Below are 19,124 nucleotides of genomic sequence, written 5' to 3' on the forward strand. Positions count from 1 at the left end.
GGCGACGCCGGTGAGCTGCTGGAGGCGGCGCCCGGCCGAGGGGCGGGCCAGGGTGCGGCGCGGCCGAAGGCGAGGCGGGCGGTGACCATACGGAAATGCTGCCAGGAGTGTTCCGGCGTCCGGCGGGAATGGCCGTCCCGGACTCTCTGATTGGATCACGACATGGCTGACATGAAGAAGATCGGCGACCTGGACGTCTTCCCGCTGTGCCTGGGCGGCAACGTGTTCGGATGGACCACCGGCAAGGAGCGCTCGTTCGAGATCCTGGACGCCTACGCGGCGGCCGGCGGGAACTTCGTCGACACCTCCGACTCCTACATGGCGTCCGCCCCGGGCAACAGCGGCGGCGAGTCCGAGACGATCATCGGCGAGTGGACGGAGTCGCGCGGCAACCGCGACGACATCGTCATCGCGACCAAGGTGGGCCGGCATCCGGACCGCCGCGGGCTCGCCCCGGCGAACATCAAGGCCGCCGCGGACGACTCGCTGCGGCGGCTCCGCACCGACCGCATCGACCTGTACTTCACCCACTTCGACGACCAGTCCGTGCCCGTCGGGGACATCATGACGGCGCTGGACGAGCTGGTCACCGCCGGGAAGGTCCGCCAGATCGGGGTGTCGAACATCGAGCTCGACCGGCTGGAGGCGTCCCTGGCGTTCAGCGAGCGCGAGGGCACCGCCCGCTACACGGCCATCCAGCCGCACTACAACCTGGTGTCCCGCGACACCTACGAGGGGCCGCGCCGCGACATCGCCGAACGGCACGGGCTGGCCGCCGTCCCGTACTACGGCCTCGCGTCGGGCTTCCTGACCGGCAAGTACCGCCCCGGCGCGAAGGTGGACAGCGTCCGCGCCGGCCGCGCCGCCGAGTACCTGGAGACCGAACGCGGAAGCCGGGTCCTGGCCGCGCTCGACATCGTCGCCGAGGAGCAGGGCACCGCCGTCGCGACCGTGGCGCTGGCCTGGCTCGCCGCGCAGCCGACCGTCGCCGCCCCCATCGCCAGCGCCCGCACCCTCGACCAGCTCCCGCCCCTCGTCGAGGCCGCCCGCACGGTCCTGACCGACGACCAGCTGAAGCGCCTCACCGAGGCATCCGCCTGAAAGGCCGACGAACTCTGCCGGCTCCGTGAAGCCGCTGACGCGGTCAGAGGTTCGTCCGCGGGTGGTGATCGTTCGTAGTCTGGTCCGATGCGTCCTACGAAGGCTGATCTGGAGGCCGCTCGCGACCGTGTCCTCGCCGATGTCCTGCCGCGGGGCGGGGGGACGCTTCGCGTGCTGTTCAGCGGCATCAATCCGGGCCTGTACTCCGGCGCCACCGGGCACCACTTCGCGCGTCCCGGCAACCGGTTCTGGCCCGCGCTGCACCGCTCGGGCTTCACCGACCGGCTGCTGGACCCGTCCGAGCAGGACCTCCTGCCCGGCTACGGCCTCGGCATCACCAACCTGGCGCACCGCACCACGGCCCGCGCCGACGAACTGACCGACGCCGAGCTCCGCGAGGGCGGGCAACGCCTGAGGGCCCTCGTCGGACGGCACCGCCCCGCCTACCTGGCCGTCGCGGGCGTCACCGCCTACCGCACGGCCTTCGGCCGTCCCCGCACCCAGATCGGCCCGCAGGACGAGGCGTTCGGCCCGGCGAAGATCTGGGTCCTTCCCAATCCGAGCGGCCTCAACGCGAGCTGGCCCCTCGACCGCATCGCCGCCGAGTTCCGCCGCCTCCGCGAGGCCGCCGAAGCCCTCAGGAGTTGAGGGCGGCGGTGGCGAACATGGTCTCCACCTCGTTGACCAGGGTGGGGTGCGGCTGCCACAGGTCGGTGCGGCCGAGCGCCACGATGGGGCGGGGGAGGGGCCGGACGGCGGTGAGGTGCCAGTGGTGGAAGCCGCGCTCCGACCAGGGGCCGCAGTCGCACGAGCCGTCGCGGACGGCGGCGGCGGAGCAGACGTCCTCCAGTTCGGCGACGGCGGTGATGGCGCCGATCGTGGCGAGCGGGTCGCGCGGGTCCCAGCCGGCGGCCCGGATGAGCGGCGAGTCGCACGCCTTCAGGTCGACGCGCAGCGAGGCGTGGACGAGGAGCGGACCGCGGTAGGCGGTCGGCAGGGCCTGGTTCGAGACGGTCTTGCCGCCGCGCGCGATCGCGAACGCCCAAGGCTGCTGAACACTCATCGCCTGCACGCGCCCACCTCCACAGCTCGTCCCGTCCCCGCCGGCCCGGGGATCGCCGAGGCGCCGGCGGGACGCCGGAGTACCGCGCGACGATGCCCGAGAGGCTAGGCGCATCCCGGCTGAATTGCCAATGGACGGGTCGAAAGGGTTGATGTCCGTCATGGGACGGCTGCCGGGCCGTTCGACTCCCATGCGGATCTCGATCACCCATGTGACGCCCGAGACCCGTGCGAGGTTGACGCACTCGTGTGGCTTATCCCTTCAGAGCCCCCGCCATGAGGCCGCGCATGAAGAACCGTCCGAGCAGCAGGTAGACGAGGAGGGTCGGCAGGGACGCCAGGAGCGCCTCGGCCATCTGCTGGTTGTACTGGACGGCGACCGCGCCCGAGCCCGCCGTGTTGTTCAGCATCACCGTGACCGGCCAGCTGTCGGGCGCCCCGAGGAACACCGCGAACAGGAAGTCGTTCCACATCGACGTGAACTGCCAGATCAGCGTCACCGCGAACGCCGGGGCCGACACGGGCAGGACGACCGACCAGTACGTGCGCAGCATGCCGGCGCCGTCCACCCGGGACGCCTCGATCAGCTCGTCCGGAATGGTGACGTAGTAGTTCCGGAAGATGAGCGTGCAGATCGGAATGCCGTACACGACGTGCGCGAGGACGAGACCGCGGATCGTGCCGGACAGCTCCATGTCCGTCAGCAGCCCTGCCAGCGGGATCATGACCGCCTGGTACGGGATGAACATGCCGAACAGGAACAGCGTGAACACGACGTCCGCGCCGGGGAACCGCCACTTGGACAGGACGTAGCCGTTCAGCGAGCCCAGCACGGCCGAGATGACGGACCCGGACACGGCGATCTTGACGCTGTTCTCCAGGCCGGGCCTCAGCGCCTCCCACGCCGAGCTCCAGCCGGACGTGCTCCAGTGGGCCGGCAGGTTCCACGCGCTGCTCGGGTCGGCCTCGTCCAGCGGCTTGAAGCTCGTCACGACCAGCACGTAGACCGGGATCAGGAACAGCAGCACGAACGCCAGCAGGACGGCGAGCCTCACCGCCTGCACGCCGCCGGACGAGCGGCGGCCCGGCGCGCCCGCGGCGGTCATCGGGTCCGCTCCGACCGCACCGACCACACCAGGTACGGGATGACCAGCACGGCCACCGCGACCAGCATGTACGTGGCGATGGTGGCGCCGTTCGCCGGATCGTGCCGGTCGAAGATCTCCACGTAGGTGGCGATGGCCGGGACGTAGGTGATGATCTGCTTGCCCGCGATCGCCATGATCAGGTCGAACACCTTGAGCGAGATGTGCCCGAGGATGATCAGCGCGGACAGCGTCACCGGCCGGAGCTGCGGGAAGACCACGTACCGGTACACCTTCCACTCCGACGCGCCGTCCACCCGCGCCGCCTCGCGCAGTTCCTCCGGGACGCTGCGGAACCCGGCCAGATACAGAGCCATGACATAACCGGACATCTGCCAGATGGCGGGGAGGGCCATCGCCGCCATGCCCCAGTCCGGGTTCTGCCACCAGTCGTTCGACAGGAAGCCGAGATGCAGCTTGTCGAACAGCTGGTTGAACCCGACCGCGCGCTGCGGCGGCGCCGGGTTCATCAGCCACCGCCACACCACGCCGCTGGCGATGAACGACACCGCCATCGGGAACAGGTACACGACCCGGAAGCCCGCCTCGGCGCGGACGCCCTTGTCCATCAGGAACGCCAGGAACGCGCCGAGCATCAGGGCGCCGACGACGAACACGGCCGTGAACAGCAGCGCGTGCTTCACCGCGCCCGGCCAGCTCGGCTGGTCCCACAGGTCGACGAAATTCCTGCCCTTGTCGAACCCGTACTCGGAGACCTCGTCGTGCTTGCCGCTCAGCGCGACCCGCGTGTTCCAGAACAGCAGGCCGTAGACGAACAGGCCGATCGCCGCGATGGACGGCGAGACCAGCAGCAGCCCCGGCAGCCACGCGCGGGCGCGCCGGAGGAACGACGAGCGGTGTCCCTCCGGCGCGTCCCGGCGGCCGGGGGCCGCCGCCTTCCGGTCCTGCTCCGAGTCCGCGGCGGTCACTGTCCGCTGTTCTCGGCCGCGCTCACCAGCCCCTGCTGGAGCTTGGCCACATCCTTGTTCTGCAGGAACAGGCCGATCGCGGTGTCGATGTCGGTGTGCCACTTGTTGTTGGCGTTCACGCCGTGCCAGAACGAGCCCGCGAGCTTGGTCTGCGGGTTGTTCCACTCCTCGAACGCGGTCTGCAGGTAGCCGGTGTAGAGGCTCTTGTCGGCGTCCTTGCGCGCGGGGATGGAGCCCTTCTTCGGGTTGAACAGGTCCTGCCCCTCCTTGCTGGACACCTCCTTCAGCCACGCCTCCGCGCCCGCCTTGTGCGGCGCGCCCTTGGGCAGGGTGAAGCTGTCCGACAGCCACATGTAGGTGCCCTCGGTGCCCGGCGCCGGCGCGTACTTGAAGTCGGTGTCGAGCTTCTTGCCGAGCCCGTTGGGCGCGTCGCCGACGAAGTAGCCGTACGCCCAGTCGCCCATGATGTTGAACGCGGCCTTGTCGTCCACGACGGCCTTCGCGGCGCCCTGCCAGTCGGTGGACGCGGCCTCCAGCGTCGTGTACTTCATGATCTCGCCGAAGTCGTTCAGCGCCTTGGTGACCGCCGGGGTGCTCCAGTCGGCGCCCGGCTTCCACAGCGCGTTGTAGCCGTCGGTGCCGAGGTCGCCGAGCAGGACGTTCTCCAGCAGGTGGTCGGCCGTCCACTGCGCGCCGAGCGACAGCGGCACCTTCTCCGTCTTGTCCTTGACGGCCTTCAGCGCGGTGATGAACTCGGCGATCGACTTCGGCGGGGCGTCGACCCCCGCGTCCTTCAGGATGTCGGGGTTGTACCAGAGCACGTTGGACCGGTGGATGTTCACCGGGACCGAGTAGATGTGCCCCTTGTAGGTGATCTGGTCGAGGAGCTGCTGCGGGTAGACCGACTTCAGGCTGTTCCGCTGGTAGAAGTCGTCCAGCGGCTCGATCTGCCCGGCCTTGATGTAGTCGAGCAGCTCGGCGCCCGCGTGGCCCTGGAACGAGTCCGGCGGCTTGCGGTTCTGCAGCCGGCTCGCCAGGACGGCCTTCGCCTGCGTGCCCGACCCGCCGGCGATGGCCGCGTTGACGAACTTCGTCCCGGGATTCTTCTTCTCGAAGTCGGCCTGCATGGCCTTCAGGCCGTCGGCCTCACCGGGACCGGTCCACCAGGAGAAGACCTCGACCTCGGAGCTGTCGTTCTTCGATCCGCCGTCGTCGCCTCCGCAGCCCGACAGGGCGAGCGCACCGGTCATCGCCACGGCCGCGAACACCGTCCAGCGGCCCCTGAAAGCACGTACTCGCATCGTCCGTCCCTTCGGTTACCCCGGGAAGGCCAGCGTCCGTTCGGACGCGCGCCAGGGTCAACACCGGGGACCGAAAAGTGATCAAGCGGTGATGCGGGTCACATCGGCTACCAGGCGAGCGCGGGCGGCAGCTCCTCCGGGCCGGCGTCCGGCCAGTCGAGCGGGGCGCCGAGCGGTGCCAGTTCGGCGAGCTGCAGCCGGTACCAGGGCGAGGACTCGGGACGGCGCGCGAGGTCCAGGCAGCGCTCCCACGTCCACCACTCGGCCGCCTCGACCTCCTCGGGGTTCGGGCGCACCGACCCGTCCGCGACGCCGGCGCGCACCACGGGGCAGCGCTCGTGCTCGACGGTCCCGTCCTCGGCGACGGCCCGGTACTGGAACCGCGGCAGGACGGACGTCAGCGACGCCGACGGTATGCCCAGCTCGTCCCGCAGCCGGCGCAGCACCGCGTCGCGGAGTTTCTCGCCCGGCCCCGGATGGCCGCAGCAGCTCCCCGTCCAGACACCCGGGAAGGTGCGCTTGCCCAGGGCGCGCCGAGTGATCAGCACGCGACCCTCCGTGTCCACGACATAGCATGAGAAAGCCAGGTGGTACGGCGTGTCACTGTGGTGGCTGGCGCTCTTCGGAGCGGTTCCGACGGCCTCGTCGTCCGCGTTGAGCAGCACGATCTCTTCGACGCCCATGCTCTACTCCTACCCCATCCCCGCCGCCGGGGTCAGTCTTTTCACACCCGCCGCGCGGGCGGGCTTCGGCGCGTCGGGGGCGAACCGGGATTAAACTCGGAACGGCCCGAGCCAGGGGAGACTCAGGTCCCCGACGGAGGAGTTGAAAACGAGTGAGCTTGCTGGAGTCGATCAAAGGTCCCGACGACCTCAAACGACTGGACGCCGCTCAACTGTCTCGGCTCGCGGAGGAGATCCGCGAGTTCCTCGTTCAGGCGGTCTCCAAGACCGGCGGGCATCTGGGGCCCAACCTCGGCGCGGTCGAGCTGACGATCGCGCTGCACCGCGTCTTCGACTCGCCGCACGACAAGATCCTCTTCGACACGGGGCACCAGGCCTACGTGCACAAGATGCTCACCGGACGGCACGACTTCGAGCTGCTGCGCAAGCGCGGCGGGCTGTCGGGCTACCCGAGCCGCGACGAGTCCGAGCACGACGTCATCGAGAACTCGCACGCCTCGACCGCGCTCTCGTACGCCGACGGGTTCGCCAAGGCGTTCCAGCTGCGCGGTGAGTCCGACCGCGCGGTCGTCGCGGTCGTCGGCGACGGCGCGCTGACCGGCGGCATGTGCTGGGAGGCGCTCAACAACATCGCCGCCGGCGTCGACCGCCCCGTCATCATCGTCGTCAACGACAACGGCCGGTCCTACTCGCCGACCATCGGCGGCCTGGCCTCGCACCTCGCCGACCTGCGCGTCACCCAGGGGTACGAGAACGCGCTCGACCTCATCAAGAAGACGGTCCCGCGCGCGCCCGTCGTCGGCAACCTCACCTACGAGGCGCTGCACGGCATCAAGAAGGGCCTCAAGGACGTCCTGCAGCCGCAGGCCATGTTCGAGGACCTCGGCATGAAGTACGTCGGCCCGATCGACGGCCACGACGAGGACGCCGTCGAGCGCGCCCTGCGCCGCGCCCGCGGGTTCGGCCGCCCGGTCATCGTGCACTGCATCACCACCAAGGGCCGCGGCTACGCGCCCGCCGAGAACGACACCGAGGACTGCATGCACGGCGGCGGCGCCTTCGACCCCGCCACCGGCAGGTTCGTCACCAAGAAGGGCGGCCCCGCCTGGACGAAGGTGTTCGGCGAGGAGATGGTCGCGATCGGCCGGGAGCGCCGCGACGTCGTCGGCATCACCGCCGCGATGCTCTACCCGGTCGGCCTCGCGCCGTTCGCGGAGGCGTTCCCCGACCGCATCTTCGACGTCGGCATCGCCGAGCAACACGCCGTCACGTCCGCGACCGGGCTCGCCATGGGCGGCCTGCACCCGGTCGTGGCGGTGTACGCGACGTTCCTCAACCGCGCGTTCGACCAGGTCCTGATGGACACGGCGCTCCACCGGCAGCCCGTCACGTTCGCTTTGGACCGCTCCGGGGTGACCGGCGACGACGGCGCCAGCCACAACGGCATGTGGGACATGTCGATCCTGCAGATCGTCCCCGGCATGCGCGTCGCCGTCCCGCGCGACGGCGCGCGGCTGCGCGAGCTGCTGCGCGAGTGCGTCGCCGTGTCCGACGGCCCGACCGCGATCCGGTACCCGAAGGGGTCCGTGACCGAGGACATCGAGGCGATCGGCAAGGCCGGCGAGATGGACGTGCTGGCCCGCCACGACGGCTCCAACGGCACCCGCGTCCTGCTGGTCGCGGCCGGCTCGATGGCGGCGCCCGCGGTCGAGGCGGCCGGGCTGATCGCCGCGCAGGGTATCGGCGTCACCGTCGTCGACCCGCGCTGGGTGAAGCCGCTCGACCCGGCGCTGCTCGACCTCGCCCGCGACCACGCGCTCGTCGCCGTCGCCGAGGACAACGGCCGCACCGGCGCCGTCGGCGACGCCGTCGCCCGGCTGCTGCGCGACGCCGAGGCGGACGTCCCGCTCCGCACGTTCGGCATCCCGCAGGAGTTCCTCGACCACGCGTCGCGCGGCGAGATCCTCGCCGACATCGGGCTGACGCCGCAGGCGCTCGCCCGCGACATCACCGAGTACGTCGCGCGCATCACCTCGACGGAGGCCGAGAACAGGGACGTGTCCCGGGCCGCGGAGAAGTCGGAGACGTCGGACGAGAAGCCCTGACCCCCGCCCGGCGGGGTGCTGACCCCGCCCGGCGGGGCTACACCCCGTCGGCGGACAGCAGGCGCCAGAAGTGGGTGATGGACGCGGCGGACGTGCCGAGTTCGCGTCCCGAGTACGTCCATCGCCCGCGCAGGCGCCACGGGCGCCCGGCTCCGTCCTGGACGAACACCTGGAGCGGGAAGCAGGCGTCGTGCGCGCGGATGACGCCGGCGGGGTCGACCGAGGGGTCGAGTCGAGGCTCGCCCTCGCACCGCACGCCCATGACGGACGTGCGGGGGTCCTGGCGCAGGAGTCCCTGCGTCAGGTCGTACACGAGTACGGACACGTAGTCGGGGCCCAGCCACCTGAGGTCGGGGACCGTCTCGGGTGGGGGGAACCCGTACAGTTCTGGACCGCCGGTCACACGCGGCACCGTAGCGCCCGCGTGACATGTGCGTCACTACTTTCCGGGCGGGATATTCGCCCGGAGACGAATTACACGGTCGTCATTCCGTCACACGGGCGTCATTCCGTGCGGCGGCACGCGGACGTCATCGCCTCCCAGTGGGCCAGCTTGACCCGTTCGCCGCGGTCGAGGCTGCGCGCGAGCGCGATTTCGGCGGCGTCGAGGTTGAGCCAGTCGGTGTAGGTGACGACGGGCAGCCCGCGCGATTCGAGCAGCTCCTCGATGGTGCGCTTGGGCGCGGAGTCGGTGCCGGCGACGTCCTCCAGGAGGTTGCGGACGGTCTCGGCGGCGTCGGACTTGTTGGTGCCGACGACCCCGGACGGGCCGCGCTTGATCCACCCGGCGACGTACTCGCGGGGGACGGGCGCGCCGTCCGGCCCGAGGATGCGCCCGCCCTCGTTCGGGACGACGTAGGAGCGCTCGTCGAACGGGACGCCCTCCAGCGGGACGCTCTGGTAGCCGACGGACCGCAGCACCATGCCGACGGGCAGCGTCTCGAACTCGCCGGTGCCGGTCACGCGGCCCGACTCGTCCAGCCGGGTCTTCTCCAGTTTGAGGCCCTCGACGCGGTCGGTGCCGATGATCTCGGCGGGGGCCCGCCAGAACCGCACGTCGATGTGCCGGGCGCGGCCGGGGGCGGGCTCGCCCGTCCAGGCGCTGAGGGCCTTGATGTTGCCGCCGGTCTTGCGGTCGCCGGCGGCGAGTTCGGCGCTCGCGGGGTCGAGCTCCATGTCCTCGGGGCTGACGTGGATGCTCGCGTTGGGCAGCTCGCCCAGCTCGCGGGCCTCCTTGGTGGTGAACTTCGCCTGCGCGGGGCCGCGCCGCCCGATCATGTGGACGCGCTTCACCCTGCTGCGCGACAGCGCCTCGATGACCTGCTCGGGCACGTCGGTCTCGCGCAGCTCCTCGGCCGTCTTGGCGAGGATGCGGACGACGTCGACGGCGACGTTCCCGACGCCGATGACCGCGACCTCCTCCACGGACAGGTCGAACTCGTGGTCGGCGGCATCGGGGTGCCCGCAGTACCAGTTGACGAAGTCGGTCGCCGCGATGCTGCCGGGGAGGTCCTCGCCGGGGACGCGCATCTGCCGGTCGACCATCGCGCCGGTCGCGTAGACGACGGCGTCGTAGCAGTCGAGCAGGTCGGCGCGGGTGAGGTCGCGGCCCAGCTCGACGCAGCCGAAGAAGCGGACGGCGGGGTCCTCCAGCACCTTCTGCAGGTACCGGGCGATCGACTTGATCGACTTGTGGTCCGGGGCGACGCCGTAGCGGACCAGACCGTACGGGGTCGGCAGCCGGTCGAACACGTCCACCCGGACGTCGCCGTCCGTCTGCTTGACGAGGGCCTCGGCGGCGTAGATCCCCGCCGGGCCGGAACCGATCACCGCGACGAGCACTGGGGAAGCCATGCGGGACATTGTGCCCACCCGGCGGCCAAATGCCTACCGTGACCCCCCTCACTGATGTAACCGCAGGTCAGACCGCACCAGGTGTCAGGGCTCGACGGAGGCCGAGTGCGCGTCGCCGACCCGGCTGTGCCGGTACCCGTAGAAGGCGTAGACGACGACGCCGATGACCATCCAGGCCAGGAACCGCAGCCACGTGTCCACCGGCAGGTTGATCATCACGAAGAGGCAGGCGAGCACGGACAGGATCGGCAGGTACGGCACCCACGGGGTGCGGAACGCGCGCGGCAGGTCCGGGCGGGTGCGGCGCAGCACCAGCACGGCGATCGAGACGACGAGGAACGCGAACAACGTGCCGATGTTGACCAGCTCGGCGAGCTTGGCGAGCGGGATGAAGCCGGCGAGGGCGCCGACGACGGTCCCCATGATGACGGTCGAGCGGTAGGGCGTGCCGAACCGCGGGTGGATGGCCGAGAGCCACTGCGGCATGAGGCCGTCCCGTCCCATCGCGAAGAAGATGCGGCTCTGCCCGAGCAGCAGGATCAGCACGACGCTGGTGAGGCCGATGACGGCTCCGACGTCGATGATGGTGGCGAACACCGGGTGCCCGACGGCCTTGAACGCGTCTGCGAGCGGCGCCTCGGTGCTGAGCTTGGTGTAGTTCTGCATGCCGGCGACGACGGTCGACACGGCGGCGTACAGGACCGCGGTGATGACCAGGGACCCGATGAGCCCGATGGGCAGGTCCCGCTGCGGGCGGCGGGCCTCCTCGGCGGCGGTGGCGACGATGTCGAAGCCGATGTAGGCGAAGAACACGATGGCGATGGCCGCGAAGATGCCGAGCCAGCCGAAGTTCGCCGGCGTGAACCCGAACAGCTCCTGCATCAGCGGCGCGGTGAGGCCGCTCCCCTCGGGGGCCGGCTTCGAGGGCGGGATGAACGGGTCGTAGTTGGAGCCCTTGACGAAGAACAGCCCGGCGAAGATCACCAGCAGCACGATCGCCACCTTGATCGCGACGACCACCGCGTTCACCCGCGAGGAGATCTTGACGCCGAGGACGAGCAGGGCGGTCACCAGGGCGACGAGCGCGATGGCGGGGACGTTCACCGTGCCGCCCTCGCCGGGCGGGGCGGCGAGCGACGCGGGGATCGAGACGCCGATGTCGTCCAGCAGCGAGGCGAAGTAGCCGGACCAGCCGACGGACACCACCGCCGCGCCGAGCGCCATCTCCAGGATGAGGTCCCAGCCGATGATCCAGGCCGGGAACTCCCCGATGGTGGCGTAGGAGAAGGTGTAGGCGGAGCCCGCGACCGGGACGGTGGAGGCGAACTCGGCGTAGCAGAGCGCCGCGAGGCCGCACACGACGGCGGCGAGGATGAACGACAGCGCGACCGCGGGGCCGGCCTTCTCCCGGGCGACCTGGCCGGTGAGCACGAAGATGCCGGTTCCGATGATCACGCCGACGCCGAAGACCGTGAGGTCGAGCGCGGACAGCGCCCGCCGGAGCCGGTGCGCGGGCTCCTCGGTGTCCTGGATCGACTGCTCGACCGACTTCGTGCGCAGCAGGTTCATCCTCGTCGCCCCTCCGCCCTCGCCTCGTGCCCGTCACGGCCGCCGGATGCCCGGCAGGGCCGTCAGCCGTATGCCCATATGTGCGCGGCTTATGATCAGGTCAAACGCACCCGAGTCCGTGACGTGCGGAAACGCCGGAAAAGAGGCGTTCCGAACGCGGCTCGGAACGCCCCTCTCCGGGGGAGCGGCGGGGTCAGGCGGGCAGCGAGGCGACCCCCGGCTCCAGGAAGCGGCGGCCCGCCGCCTTCTCGGCGACGCCCGACCGGTCCAGGTACGGGGTGATGCCGCCGAGGTGGAACGGCCAGCCGGCGCCGAGGATCATGCACAGGTCGATGTCCTCGGCCGCCGCGACGACGCCCTCGTCCAGCATGATGCGGATCTCGTCGGCGAGCGCGGCGAGCGCCCGGTCGAGGACCTGCTCCTCGGTGGACGGGCTCGTCCCGCCCGCGAAGATCTCCACGACGTCGGGGTCGAGGGAGAAGTCGGGCAGGTACACGCCGGGCTTGCCGGCCGCGACCATCTTCGCCAGGTTGCCCGACAGCGGGAACCGGTCCGGGAACGCGCCGTGCAGCGTCTCGTTGACGTGCAGCGCGATCGCCGGGCCGACCAGGCCCATCAGCACGAACGGCGGCATCGGCAGGCCCAGCGGCGCGGCGGCCCGCTCGGCGACCTCGATCGGCGTGCCCTCGTCCACCGTCCGGACGATCTCGGCGAGCAGGCGCAGCAGGACGCGGTTGACCACGAACGCCGGGGCGTCCTTGACCAGCACGCACGACTTCTTCAGCGCCTTGCCGGTCGCGAACGCGGTGGCGAGCGCGGCGTCTCCGGTCCGCTCGCCCCGGACGATCTCCAGTAGCGGCAGCACCGCGACCGGGTTGAAGAAGTGGAAGCCGACGACCCGCTCGGGGTGCCGCAGCCCCGACGCCATCTCGGTGACCGACAGGGACGAGGTGTTGGTCGCGAGGACGCACTCGGCGGAGACGTACTCCTCGACCTCCGCGAACACCTTCTGCTTGACCGACATCTCCTCGAACACGGCCTCGATGACGAAGTCGGCGTCGGCGAACGCGTCCTTCGTCAGCGAGCCCGAGATGAGCGACTTGAGGCGGTTCGCCTTGTCGGGGGAGACGCGTCCCTTGCCGAGCAGCTTGTCGATCTCGCCGTGCGCGTAGCCGACGCCCTTGTCCAGGCGCTCCTGGTCGAGGTCGGTCAGCACGACCGGAACCTCCAGGCGGCGCGCGAACAGCAGCGCGAGCTGCGAGGCCATGAGACCCGCGCCGACGACGCCGACCTTGGTGACCTTGCGCGCCAGGGACGCGTCGGGCGCCCCGGCCGGCCTCTTCGCCCGCTTCTGGGTGAGGTCGAACGCGTACAGGCCGGCCCGCAGCTCGTCGCTCATGATGAGGTCGGCCAGGGCCTCGTCCTCGGCGGCGAAGCCCTCGTCGCGGGTGCGGTCCTTGGCGGCGGCGACCAGGTCGAGCGCCCGGGTGAAGGACGGCGCCGCGCCGTGCAGCTTGCCGTCCAGGTTCCAGCGGGCCGCCGCGACGGCGTCGTCCCACGCCCTGCCCTTGTCGACCTCGGGCCGGGTGACGGCGATGTCGCCGTTCAGGACGCGGGCCGTCCAGGCGAGCGACTCCTCCAGGAAGTCGGCCGGCTCGAAGACCGCGTCCGCGATGCCCAGCTCGTACGCCTGCCGGCCCTTCAGCGTGCGGTTCTGGGCGAGCGGGTTCTCGATGACGACCTTGAGCGCCTTCTCCGCGCCGATCAGGTTCGGCAGCAGGTACGTCCCGCCCCAGCCGGGCACCAGGCCGAGGAACGCCTCGGGGAGCGCGAACGCCGGGACGCCGGACGAGACCGTCCGGTACGTGCAGTGCAGGCCGATCTCGACGCCGCCGCCCATCGCCGCGCCGTTGTAGTAGGCGAAGGACGGGACGTCCAGCTCGCCGAGCCGCCGGAACACGTCGTGGCCCAGCTTGCCGATGGCCCGCGCGTCGTCCCGGCTCGTGATGAGCGGGACGCCCTTGAGGTCGGCGCCGACCGCGAAGATGAACGGCTTGCCGGTGACGCCGACGGCCGCGATGTCGTCGCGCCCGGCGATCGTGTCGATGGCGGCGTCCAGCTCGGCGAGGCCGTTGGGACCGAACGTGTTGGGCTTGGTGTGGTCGTGCCCGTTGTCGAGCGTGATGAGGGCGAGCGTGCCCGCGGCGTAGGGGAGTGTCACGTCCCGTACGCGCGCGTGGGTCACGACCTCGTCACCGAAGATCTCTCCCAGACCGCTCATCGTGGCCTCCCCGGGTGCGGTCCCCCGGACCCCCCGAACGACTGCGTCGCTCATTTGCTGCCCTCCCAGTTCGCGTTCTCCCAGAGGACGGTCCCGCCCATGCCCATGCCCACACACATCGTGGTCAGTCCGTAACGGACGTCGGTACGCTCCTCGAACAGGCGCGCGAGCTGGTTCATCAGCCGGACGCCGGACGAGGCGAGCGGGTGGCCGAGCGCGATCGCGCCGCCCCACGGGTTCACCCGCGCGTCGTCGTCGGCGATCTTGAAGTGCTCCAGGAACGCGAGCACCTGCACGGCGAACGCCTCGTTGATCTCGATGAGGCCGATGTCGTCCATGGTCAGCGAGTTGCGGGCGAGGAGCTTCTCGGTCGCGGGGACGGGCCCGACGCCCATCACCTCCGGATCCACCCCGGCGAACGAGAAATCGACGAGCCGCATCTTCGGCGCGAGGCCGAGCTCGTGGGCGACGTCCTCGGCCGCGAGCAGGCAGGCGGTGGCGCCGTCGTTGAGCCCGGCGGCGTTCCCGGCCGTGACGTTGCCGTGCACGCGGAACGGCGTCTTCAGCTTGGCGAGGTCGTCCAGCGTCGTGCCGGGACGCGGCGGCTCGTCCTCGGTGGCGAGCCCCCACCCCTTCTCGGCGGAGCGGATCGCGGTGGGCACCAGGTCCGGCTGGATCTTCCCGGCGGCGTACGCGGCGGCGACCTTCCGCTGGCTGCGCACGGCGTAGGCGTCCGCGCGCTCCTTGGTGATGCCGGGGAACCGGTCGTGCAGGTTCTCGGCGGTCGTCCCCATCACCAGGGCGGACGGGTCGACGAGCCGGTCGGCGAGGAACCGCGGGTTCGGGTCGACGCCCTCGCCCATCGGGTGCCGCCCCATGTGCTCGACGCCGCCCGCGATGACGACGTCGTAGGAGCCGAACGAGATGCCGGCGCCGGACGTGGTGACGGCGGTCATCGCGCCCGCGCACATCCGGTCGATCGCGTAGCCGGGGACGCTCTTCGGCAGCCCGGCCAGCACGGCGGCGGACCGTCCGATGGTCAGGCCCTGGTCGCCGGTCTGGGTGGTGGCGGCGATGGCGACCTCGTCCACCCGCTCGGGCGGGAGGGACGGGTTGCGGCGCATCAGCTCGCGGATCGCGCGGACGACCAGGTCGTCGGCGCGCGTCTCCGCGTACAGGCCCTTGGGGCCGGCCTTGCCGAAGGGTGTGCGGACGCCGTCGACGAACACGACGTCGCGTGCGGTGCGAGGCACGGGTCGTCCTCCCTGCGTGCGGATGGATGTGGGTCGTCGAGCCTCGTGCCGCCCCTGCCTTGGACGGCGGCACGAGTGCCCGCGACAGCGATGCTACTCGCTGGTAACCCACAATGCTACTCGTCAGTAACCACTGACGCGGAGGTGCTCTTGTTCGGCCCTGGACGGGTGAGTACCGTGGCGGGGAGGGAGGGTACGGTGACGCACGCGAGGCCCGTCTACCGGCCGGGGATGCGCCGGCGGATCGGGCACATCCGCGACCTCACCGGCCTCCTGCTGAAGACCGGGCTCCTGTTCTCCGGCGGGCCGCGCCGCATGGTCAAGCAGACCGGCACGCTGCGGCGCTGGGGCACCACGCTCGCCGGGCTCGTCGCCGCCTCCGCCGCCCGGTCCCCGACCCGTCCCGCGCTGATCGACGACGAGGGCGTCCTCACGTTCGCCGAGCTGGACGAGCGGGCCGCGCGGCTCGCCGCCGGACTCCCGCTGCACGGCCCCCGCCCGCGCGTCGGCGTCCTGTGCCGCAACCACCGCGGCATGGTCCTGACGCTCGTCGCGTGCTCGCGGCGCGGCGCCGAGGTCGTGCTGCTCAACACCGGCTTCGGATCGGGCCAGATCCGCGCCGTGCTCGGCGAGCTGCGGCCCGCGCTCATCGTCGCCGACGCCGAGTTCGCGCCGCTCCTCGCGAACGTCCCCCTCGCGCTGCGCCGGAACGTGCTGTGGGCCGACCGCCGCCCGCCCGCCGGCATGCCGCTCGCCGCGCCCGTCCCGCTCGCCGCGCTGCCGCCCGCGCCGCGCCCCGACGCCGACGCCCCGCCCCGCCCCGCTCCCGGATCGGGCCCGAGCATCGCGGAGGTCATCGCCTCGGCGCCCGCGCCCGGCGCCGCGGACGGGCCGCCGCAGATCCAGAGCCGCACCATCATGCTCAGCTCCGGCACCACCGGACGCCCCAAGGGCGCTCGCCGCCCGCCCCGGCCCGGCCTGTGGCCGCTCGCCTCGATGACGTCCCGGATCCCGCTGCGCACCCGGCAGACCATGGTCGTCGAGGCGCCGCTGTTCCACACCTGGGGGTACGCCGCGCTGCAGATGGCGTGGGCGCTGCGGGCCCCGGTCGTCCTGCACCGCCGGTTCGACCCCGAGCAGACCCTGCGGGCCATCGCCTCGCACCGAGACGTCGCCGTTTTCGCCGTCCCGGTGATGTGCCAGCGCATCCTGGAGCTGCCCGCCGAGGTCCGCGACCGCTACGACACGTCCGGGCTGCGGATCTTCGCGCTGAGCGGCGCCGCGCTGCCCGGCGACCTCGCCACCCGGTTCATGGACGCGTTCGGCGACCGGCTCTACAACGTCTACGGGTCCACCGAGGCGTCCTGGGTGTCCATCGCCACCCCGCACGAGCTGCGGCTCGACCCGCGCACCGCCGGGCGCCCGCCGCGCAACACCTCGCTCGCGATCGTGGGCGCCGACGGCCGCAAGGTGGGCCGCTCCACCCGCGGCCAGATCTTCGCCGCGAACGAGCTGCTGTTCGAGGGCTACACGGGCGGCGAGCCCATGGAGGTCCGCGACGGGCTGCTCGCCACCGGCGACCTCGGCCACATCGACCACCGCGGCCTGCTGTTCGTGGAGGGCCGCAGCGACGGGATGGTCGTGTCCGGCGGCGAGAACATCCTCCCGCAGGACGTCGAGGACGCGCTGCTGCGGCTGCCCGAGATCCACGAGGCCGCGGTGACCGGTGTCCCCGACGACGAGTGGGGGCAGCGCCTCGCCGCCTACATCGTCCTGCGGCCCGGCGCCCGCCTCGACGCCGACGCGGTCCGCGAGTACGTGCACGCGCACGTCGCCCGGTACGCGGTGCCGCGCGACGTGCACTTCATCCCCGAACTGCCCCGCAACGCGACCGGCAAGGTCGTGCACCGCTGGCTCAGCGCGCGTCCGGAGCAGCCGCGGCCGGAAGGACGGGTGGAGTGGCCGCGGCCAGCCGGACTGTGATCGACAGGCCGCCGTCCGGCCGCGGGACCGTCTCGATCGCCCCGCCGTGCGCGTGCACCACCGCCCGCACGATCGACAGGCCGAGCCCCGCGCCGTCCCTCGACCCCGTCCGGTCGGCGCGCAGCCGCCGGAACGGCTCGAAGATCGCCGCGACCTCGTAGCCGGGGACCGGCCGCCCGGTGTTGACGACCTGCAGGAACGCCTCGCCGTCCCGGGTCCCGGTGCGGACCCAGACCCGGCCGTCCCGCACGTTGTACTTGACCGCGTTCTCCAGCAGGTTCACCGCGCAGCGCTCCAGCAGGACGGGATCGCCGGTCACGACCGCCGGCGCGAGCCGCGCCTCGACGTCCACCTCCGGGTCGCCGAGCTGGTCGAGGGCACTGCGGACCACGTCCGGCAGGGCGGTGCCCACCCGGGTGCCGAGATCGCGCTCGGACCTCGCGAGCAGCAGCAGCCCTTCGATGAGCCGCTCGTGCCGCGCGGTGTTGCCGAGCAGGACGTCCGCGAGCGCCTTCGTCTCCGGCGGGTTCTTCCGGCTGGCGAGCGCGACCTCCAGCACCGTCCGGTTGATCGTCAGCGGCGTGCGCAGCTCGTGCGAGGCGTTCGCGACGAACCGCCGCTGGGCGTCGAACGCGCGGTTCAGCCGGTCCAGCATCCGGTCGAAGGTGTCGGCCAGGTCCTTGATCTCGTCCTGCGGGCCGTCCAGCGCGATCCGCTCGTGCATGTTGCTCTCCGACAGCCGCCGCGCCGTCGCCGTCACCCGGTGCAGCGGGCGCAGCATCCGCCCCGCGACCAGGTACCCGATCACCACCGCGAGGACGCCGATCACCAGCATCGTGACCAGCGAACTCTGCAGCAGCTGCGCCAGCACGTCTCGCTTCTGCTGCGCGAGCTGCCGGTCCGCGTCGGCCTTCAACGCGATCAGCTGGCTCGTGTCGCCGTTGAGCGCCACGTCCCGCAGCCGCGCGAGCGCCTCCGGGTCGAGGTCGCGCGCCGAGAACCGGTCGTCCATCGTCCGGACGGTCAGCAGGTACGTGACCGCGACCAGCACCGCCGACGTCACCAGGAACAGCGACCCGTACACCAGCGTCAGCCGCGTCCGGACGCTCAGCCTCCCCACCACGGGCCTCCCCACCACGGGCCTCCTCACCACGGGCCTCCTCACCACGACTCCAGCCGGTACCCGGAACCCGTCACCGTCTCGATCACCGGCGGCTGCCCGAGCTTCCTGCGCAGCGTCGCCATCGTCACCCGGACGATGTTGCTGAACGGGTCGATGTTCTCGTCCCACGCCCGCTCCAGCAGCCGCTCGGCGGACACCACGCCGCCCTCGGCCCGCATCAGCTCCTCCAGCACGGCGAACTCCTTCTTCGTGAGCCGCAGCTCCCGCCCGTCCCTGGCGACCTTCCGCCGGTGCGGGTCGAGCCGGATCCCCCGGCGCTCCAGCACCGGCGGCACGGGCACCCCCGATCTGCGCGCCAACGCCCGAACACGCGCGACGAGCTCACTGAACACGAACGGCTTGGGCAGATAGTCATCGGCACCGAGCGACAGCCCGTCCACCCGGTCATCGACATCGCCGGCCGCCGTGAGCATCAGAATCCGCCCCGGACTCCGCCGCCCCACGAGCTCCCGGCACACGTCGTCCCCGTGCACCGCCGGCAGATCCCGGTCGAGGACGACCACGTCGTACTCGTTGTAGGAGGCCAGCTCCAACGCCTCATCGCCGTCATAGACCACGTCGACGGCCATGGCCTCGTCCCGCAGCCCCTCGGCGATGGCGTCCGCGAGCACCCGCTCGTCCTCAACGACCAGAACACGCATGCGGCGAGCATGCCGCCCCAGGGGTTAAACCCCG

At 71.5% G+C, this 19,124-nt stretch carries 16 protein-coding genes; 4 read left to right on the forward strand and 12 right to left on the reverse strand.

Going from position 1 to position 19,124, the window contains the following annotated elements:
- Positions 1-162: 162 nt before the first annotated feature.
- Positions 163-1,101, forward strand: coding sequence for an aldo/keto reductase (locus SM611_RS07465; RefSeq protein ID WP_371948280.1), 939 nt, complete (start codon positions 163-165; stop codon positions 1,099-1,101).
- Between the two features lie 87 nt (positions 1,102-1,188).
- The gene (gene mug / locus SM611_RS07470; protein ID WP_371948282.1) at positions 1,189-1,749 is read left to right on the forward strand and encodes a G/U mismatch-specific DNA glycosylase; all 561 of its coding nucleotides are present in this window, start codon (positions 1,189-1,191) and stop codon (positions 1,747-1,749) included.
- Here the strand turns inward: mug and SM611_RS07475 are convergent.
- The 5 genes from SM611_RS07475 to idi form a co-directional block, all read right to left on the reverse strand.
- On the reverse strand, positions 1,739-2,164 hold the full coding sequence (locus tag SM611_RS07475) for an ASCH domain-containing protein (protein WP_371948283.1): 426 nt from the start codon (positions 2,162-2,164) through the stop codon (positions 1,739-1,741). The genes mug and SM611_RS07475 overlap by 11 nt on opposite strands.
- A gap of 253 nt (positions 2,165-2,417) precedes the next feature.
- The gene (locus tag SM611_RS07480; protein WP_371948285.1) at positions 2,418-3,269 is read right to left on the reverse strand and encodes a carbohydrate ABC transporter permease; all 852 of its coding nucleotides are present in this window, start codon (positions 3,267-3,269) and stop codon (positions 2,418-2,420) included.
- Complete coding sequence (locus tag SM611_RS07485) at positions 3,266-4,237, reverse strand: carbohydrate ABC transporter permease (protein WP_371948287.1); 972 nt, start codon at positions 4,235-4,237, stop codon at positions 3,266-3,268. The genes SM611_RS07480 and SM611_RS07485 overlap by 4 nt, the downstream gene beginning before the upstream one ends.
- Positions 4,234-5,538 (reverse strand): ABC transporter substrate-binding protein, encoded by a 1,305-nt coding sequence (locus tag SM611_RS07490; protein WP_371948288.1) that lies wholly within the window; start codon positions 5,536-5,538, stop codon positions 4,234-4,236. Before SM611_RS07490 ends, SM611_RS07485 begins: the two co-directional genes overlap by 4 nt.
- Positions 5,539-5,645: 107 nt before the next feature.
- Complete coding sequence (gene idi, locus SM611_RS07495; protein WP_371948289.1) at positions 5,646-6,221, reverse strand: isopentenyl-diphosphate Delta-isomerase; 576 nt, start codon at positions 6,219-6,221, stop codon at positions 5,646-5,648.
- A 152-nt stretch (positions 6,222-6,373) separates the two neighbouring features.
- On the opposite strand from idi, the gene dxs reads away from it, so the two are divergent.
- Positions 6,374-8,326 (forward strand): 1-deoxy-D-xylulose-5-phosphate synthase, encoded by a 1,953-nt coding sequence (gene dxs / locus SM611_RS07500; protein ID WP_371948290.1) that lies wholly within the window; start codon positions 6,374-6,376, stop codon positions 8,324-8,326.
- A 37-nt stretch (positions 8,327-8,363) separates the two neighbouring features.
- On the opposite strand, the gene SM611_RS07505 is transcribed toward dxs, so the two are convergent.
- The 5 genes from SM611_RS07505 to SM611_RS07525 all read right to left on the reverse strand — a co-directional run bounded on the left by SM611_RS07505 (position 8,364) and on the right by SM611_RS07525 (position 15,283).
- Positions 8,364-8,729, reverse strand: a complete 366-nt coding sequence (locus SM611_RS07505) for a hypothetical protein (protein ID WP_131943809.1) — start codon at positions 8,727-8,729, stop codon at positions 8,364-8,366.
- Positions 8,730-8,830: 101 nt separating this feature from the next.
- Positions 8,831-10,180 (reverse strand): FAD-dependent oxidoreductase, encoded by a 1,350-nt coding sequence (locus tag SM611_RS07510; RefSeq protein ID WP_371948291.1) that lies wholly within the window; start codon positions 10,178-10,180, stop codon positions 8,831-8,833.
- Positions 10,181-10,264: 84 nt separating this feature from the next.
- Entirely contained in the window at positions 10,265-11,749 is a 1,485-nt protein-coding gene (locus SM611_RS07515; protein ID WP_371948292.1) for an amino acid permease, read from the reverse strand.
- 193 nt (positions 11,750-11,942) lie between these two features.
- Complete coding sequence (locus SM611_RS07520; protein ID WP_371948293.1) at positions 11,943-14,030, reverse strand: 3-hydroxyacyl-CoA dehydrogenase NAD-binding domain-containing protein; 2,088 nt, start codon at positions 14,028-14,030, stop codon at positions 11,943-11,945.
- Between the two features lie 50 nt (positions 14,031-14,080).
- Positions 14,081-15,283, reverse strand: coding sequence for a thiolase family protein (locus tag SM611_RS07525; RefSeq protein ID WP_371948294.1), 1,203 nt, complete (start codon positions 15,281-15,283; stop codon positions 14,081-14,083).
- 198 nt (positions 15,284-15,481) lie between these two features.
- On the opposite strand from SM611_RS07525, the gene SM611_RS07530 reads away from it, so the two are divergent.
- Positions 15,482-17,266, forward strand: a complete 1,785-nt coding sequence (locus SM611_RS07530; RefSeq protein ID WP_371948295.1) for an AMP-binding protein — start codon at positions 15,482-15,484, stop codon at positions 17,264-17,266.
- Here the strand turns inward: SM611_RS07530 and SM611_RS07535 are convergent.
- Together SM611_RS07535 and SM611_RS07540 are read right to left on the reverse strand one after the other, a co-directional pair.
- Positions 17,199-18,401 (reverse strand): sensor histidine kinase, encoded by a 1,203-nt coding sequence (locus SM611_RS07535; RefSeq protein WP_371948296.1) that lies wholly within the window; start codon positions 18,399-18,401, stop codon positions 17,199-17,201. The genes SM611_RS07530 and SM611_RS07535 overlap by 68 nt on opposite strands.
- 26 nt (positions 18,402-18,427) lie before the next feature.
- Complete coding sequence (locus SM611_RS07540; protein ID WP_371948297.1) at positions 18,428-19,090, reverse strand: response regulator transcription factor; 663 nt, start codon at positions 19,088-19,090, stop codon at positions 18,428-18,430.
- Positions 19,091-19,124 lie beyond the last annotated feature (34 nt).

It is taken from the genome of Actinomadura monticuli (genome assembly GCF_041463655.1).
Taxonomy (GTDB): Bacteria; Actinomycetota; Actinomycetes; order Streptosporangiales; family Streptosporangiaceae; genus Spirillospora; species Spirillospora monticuli.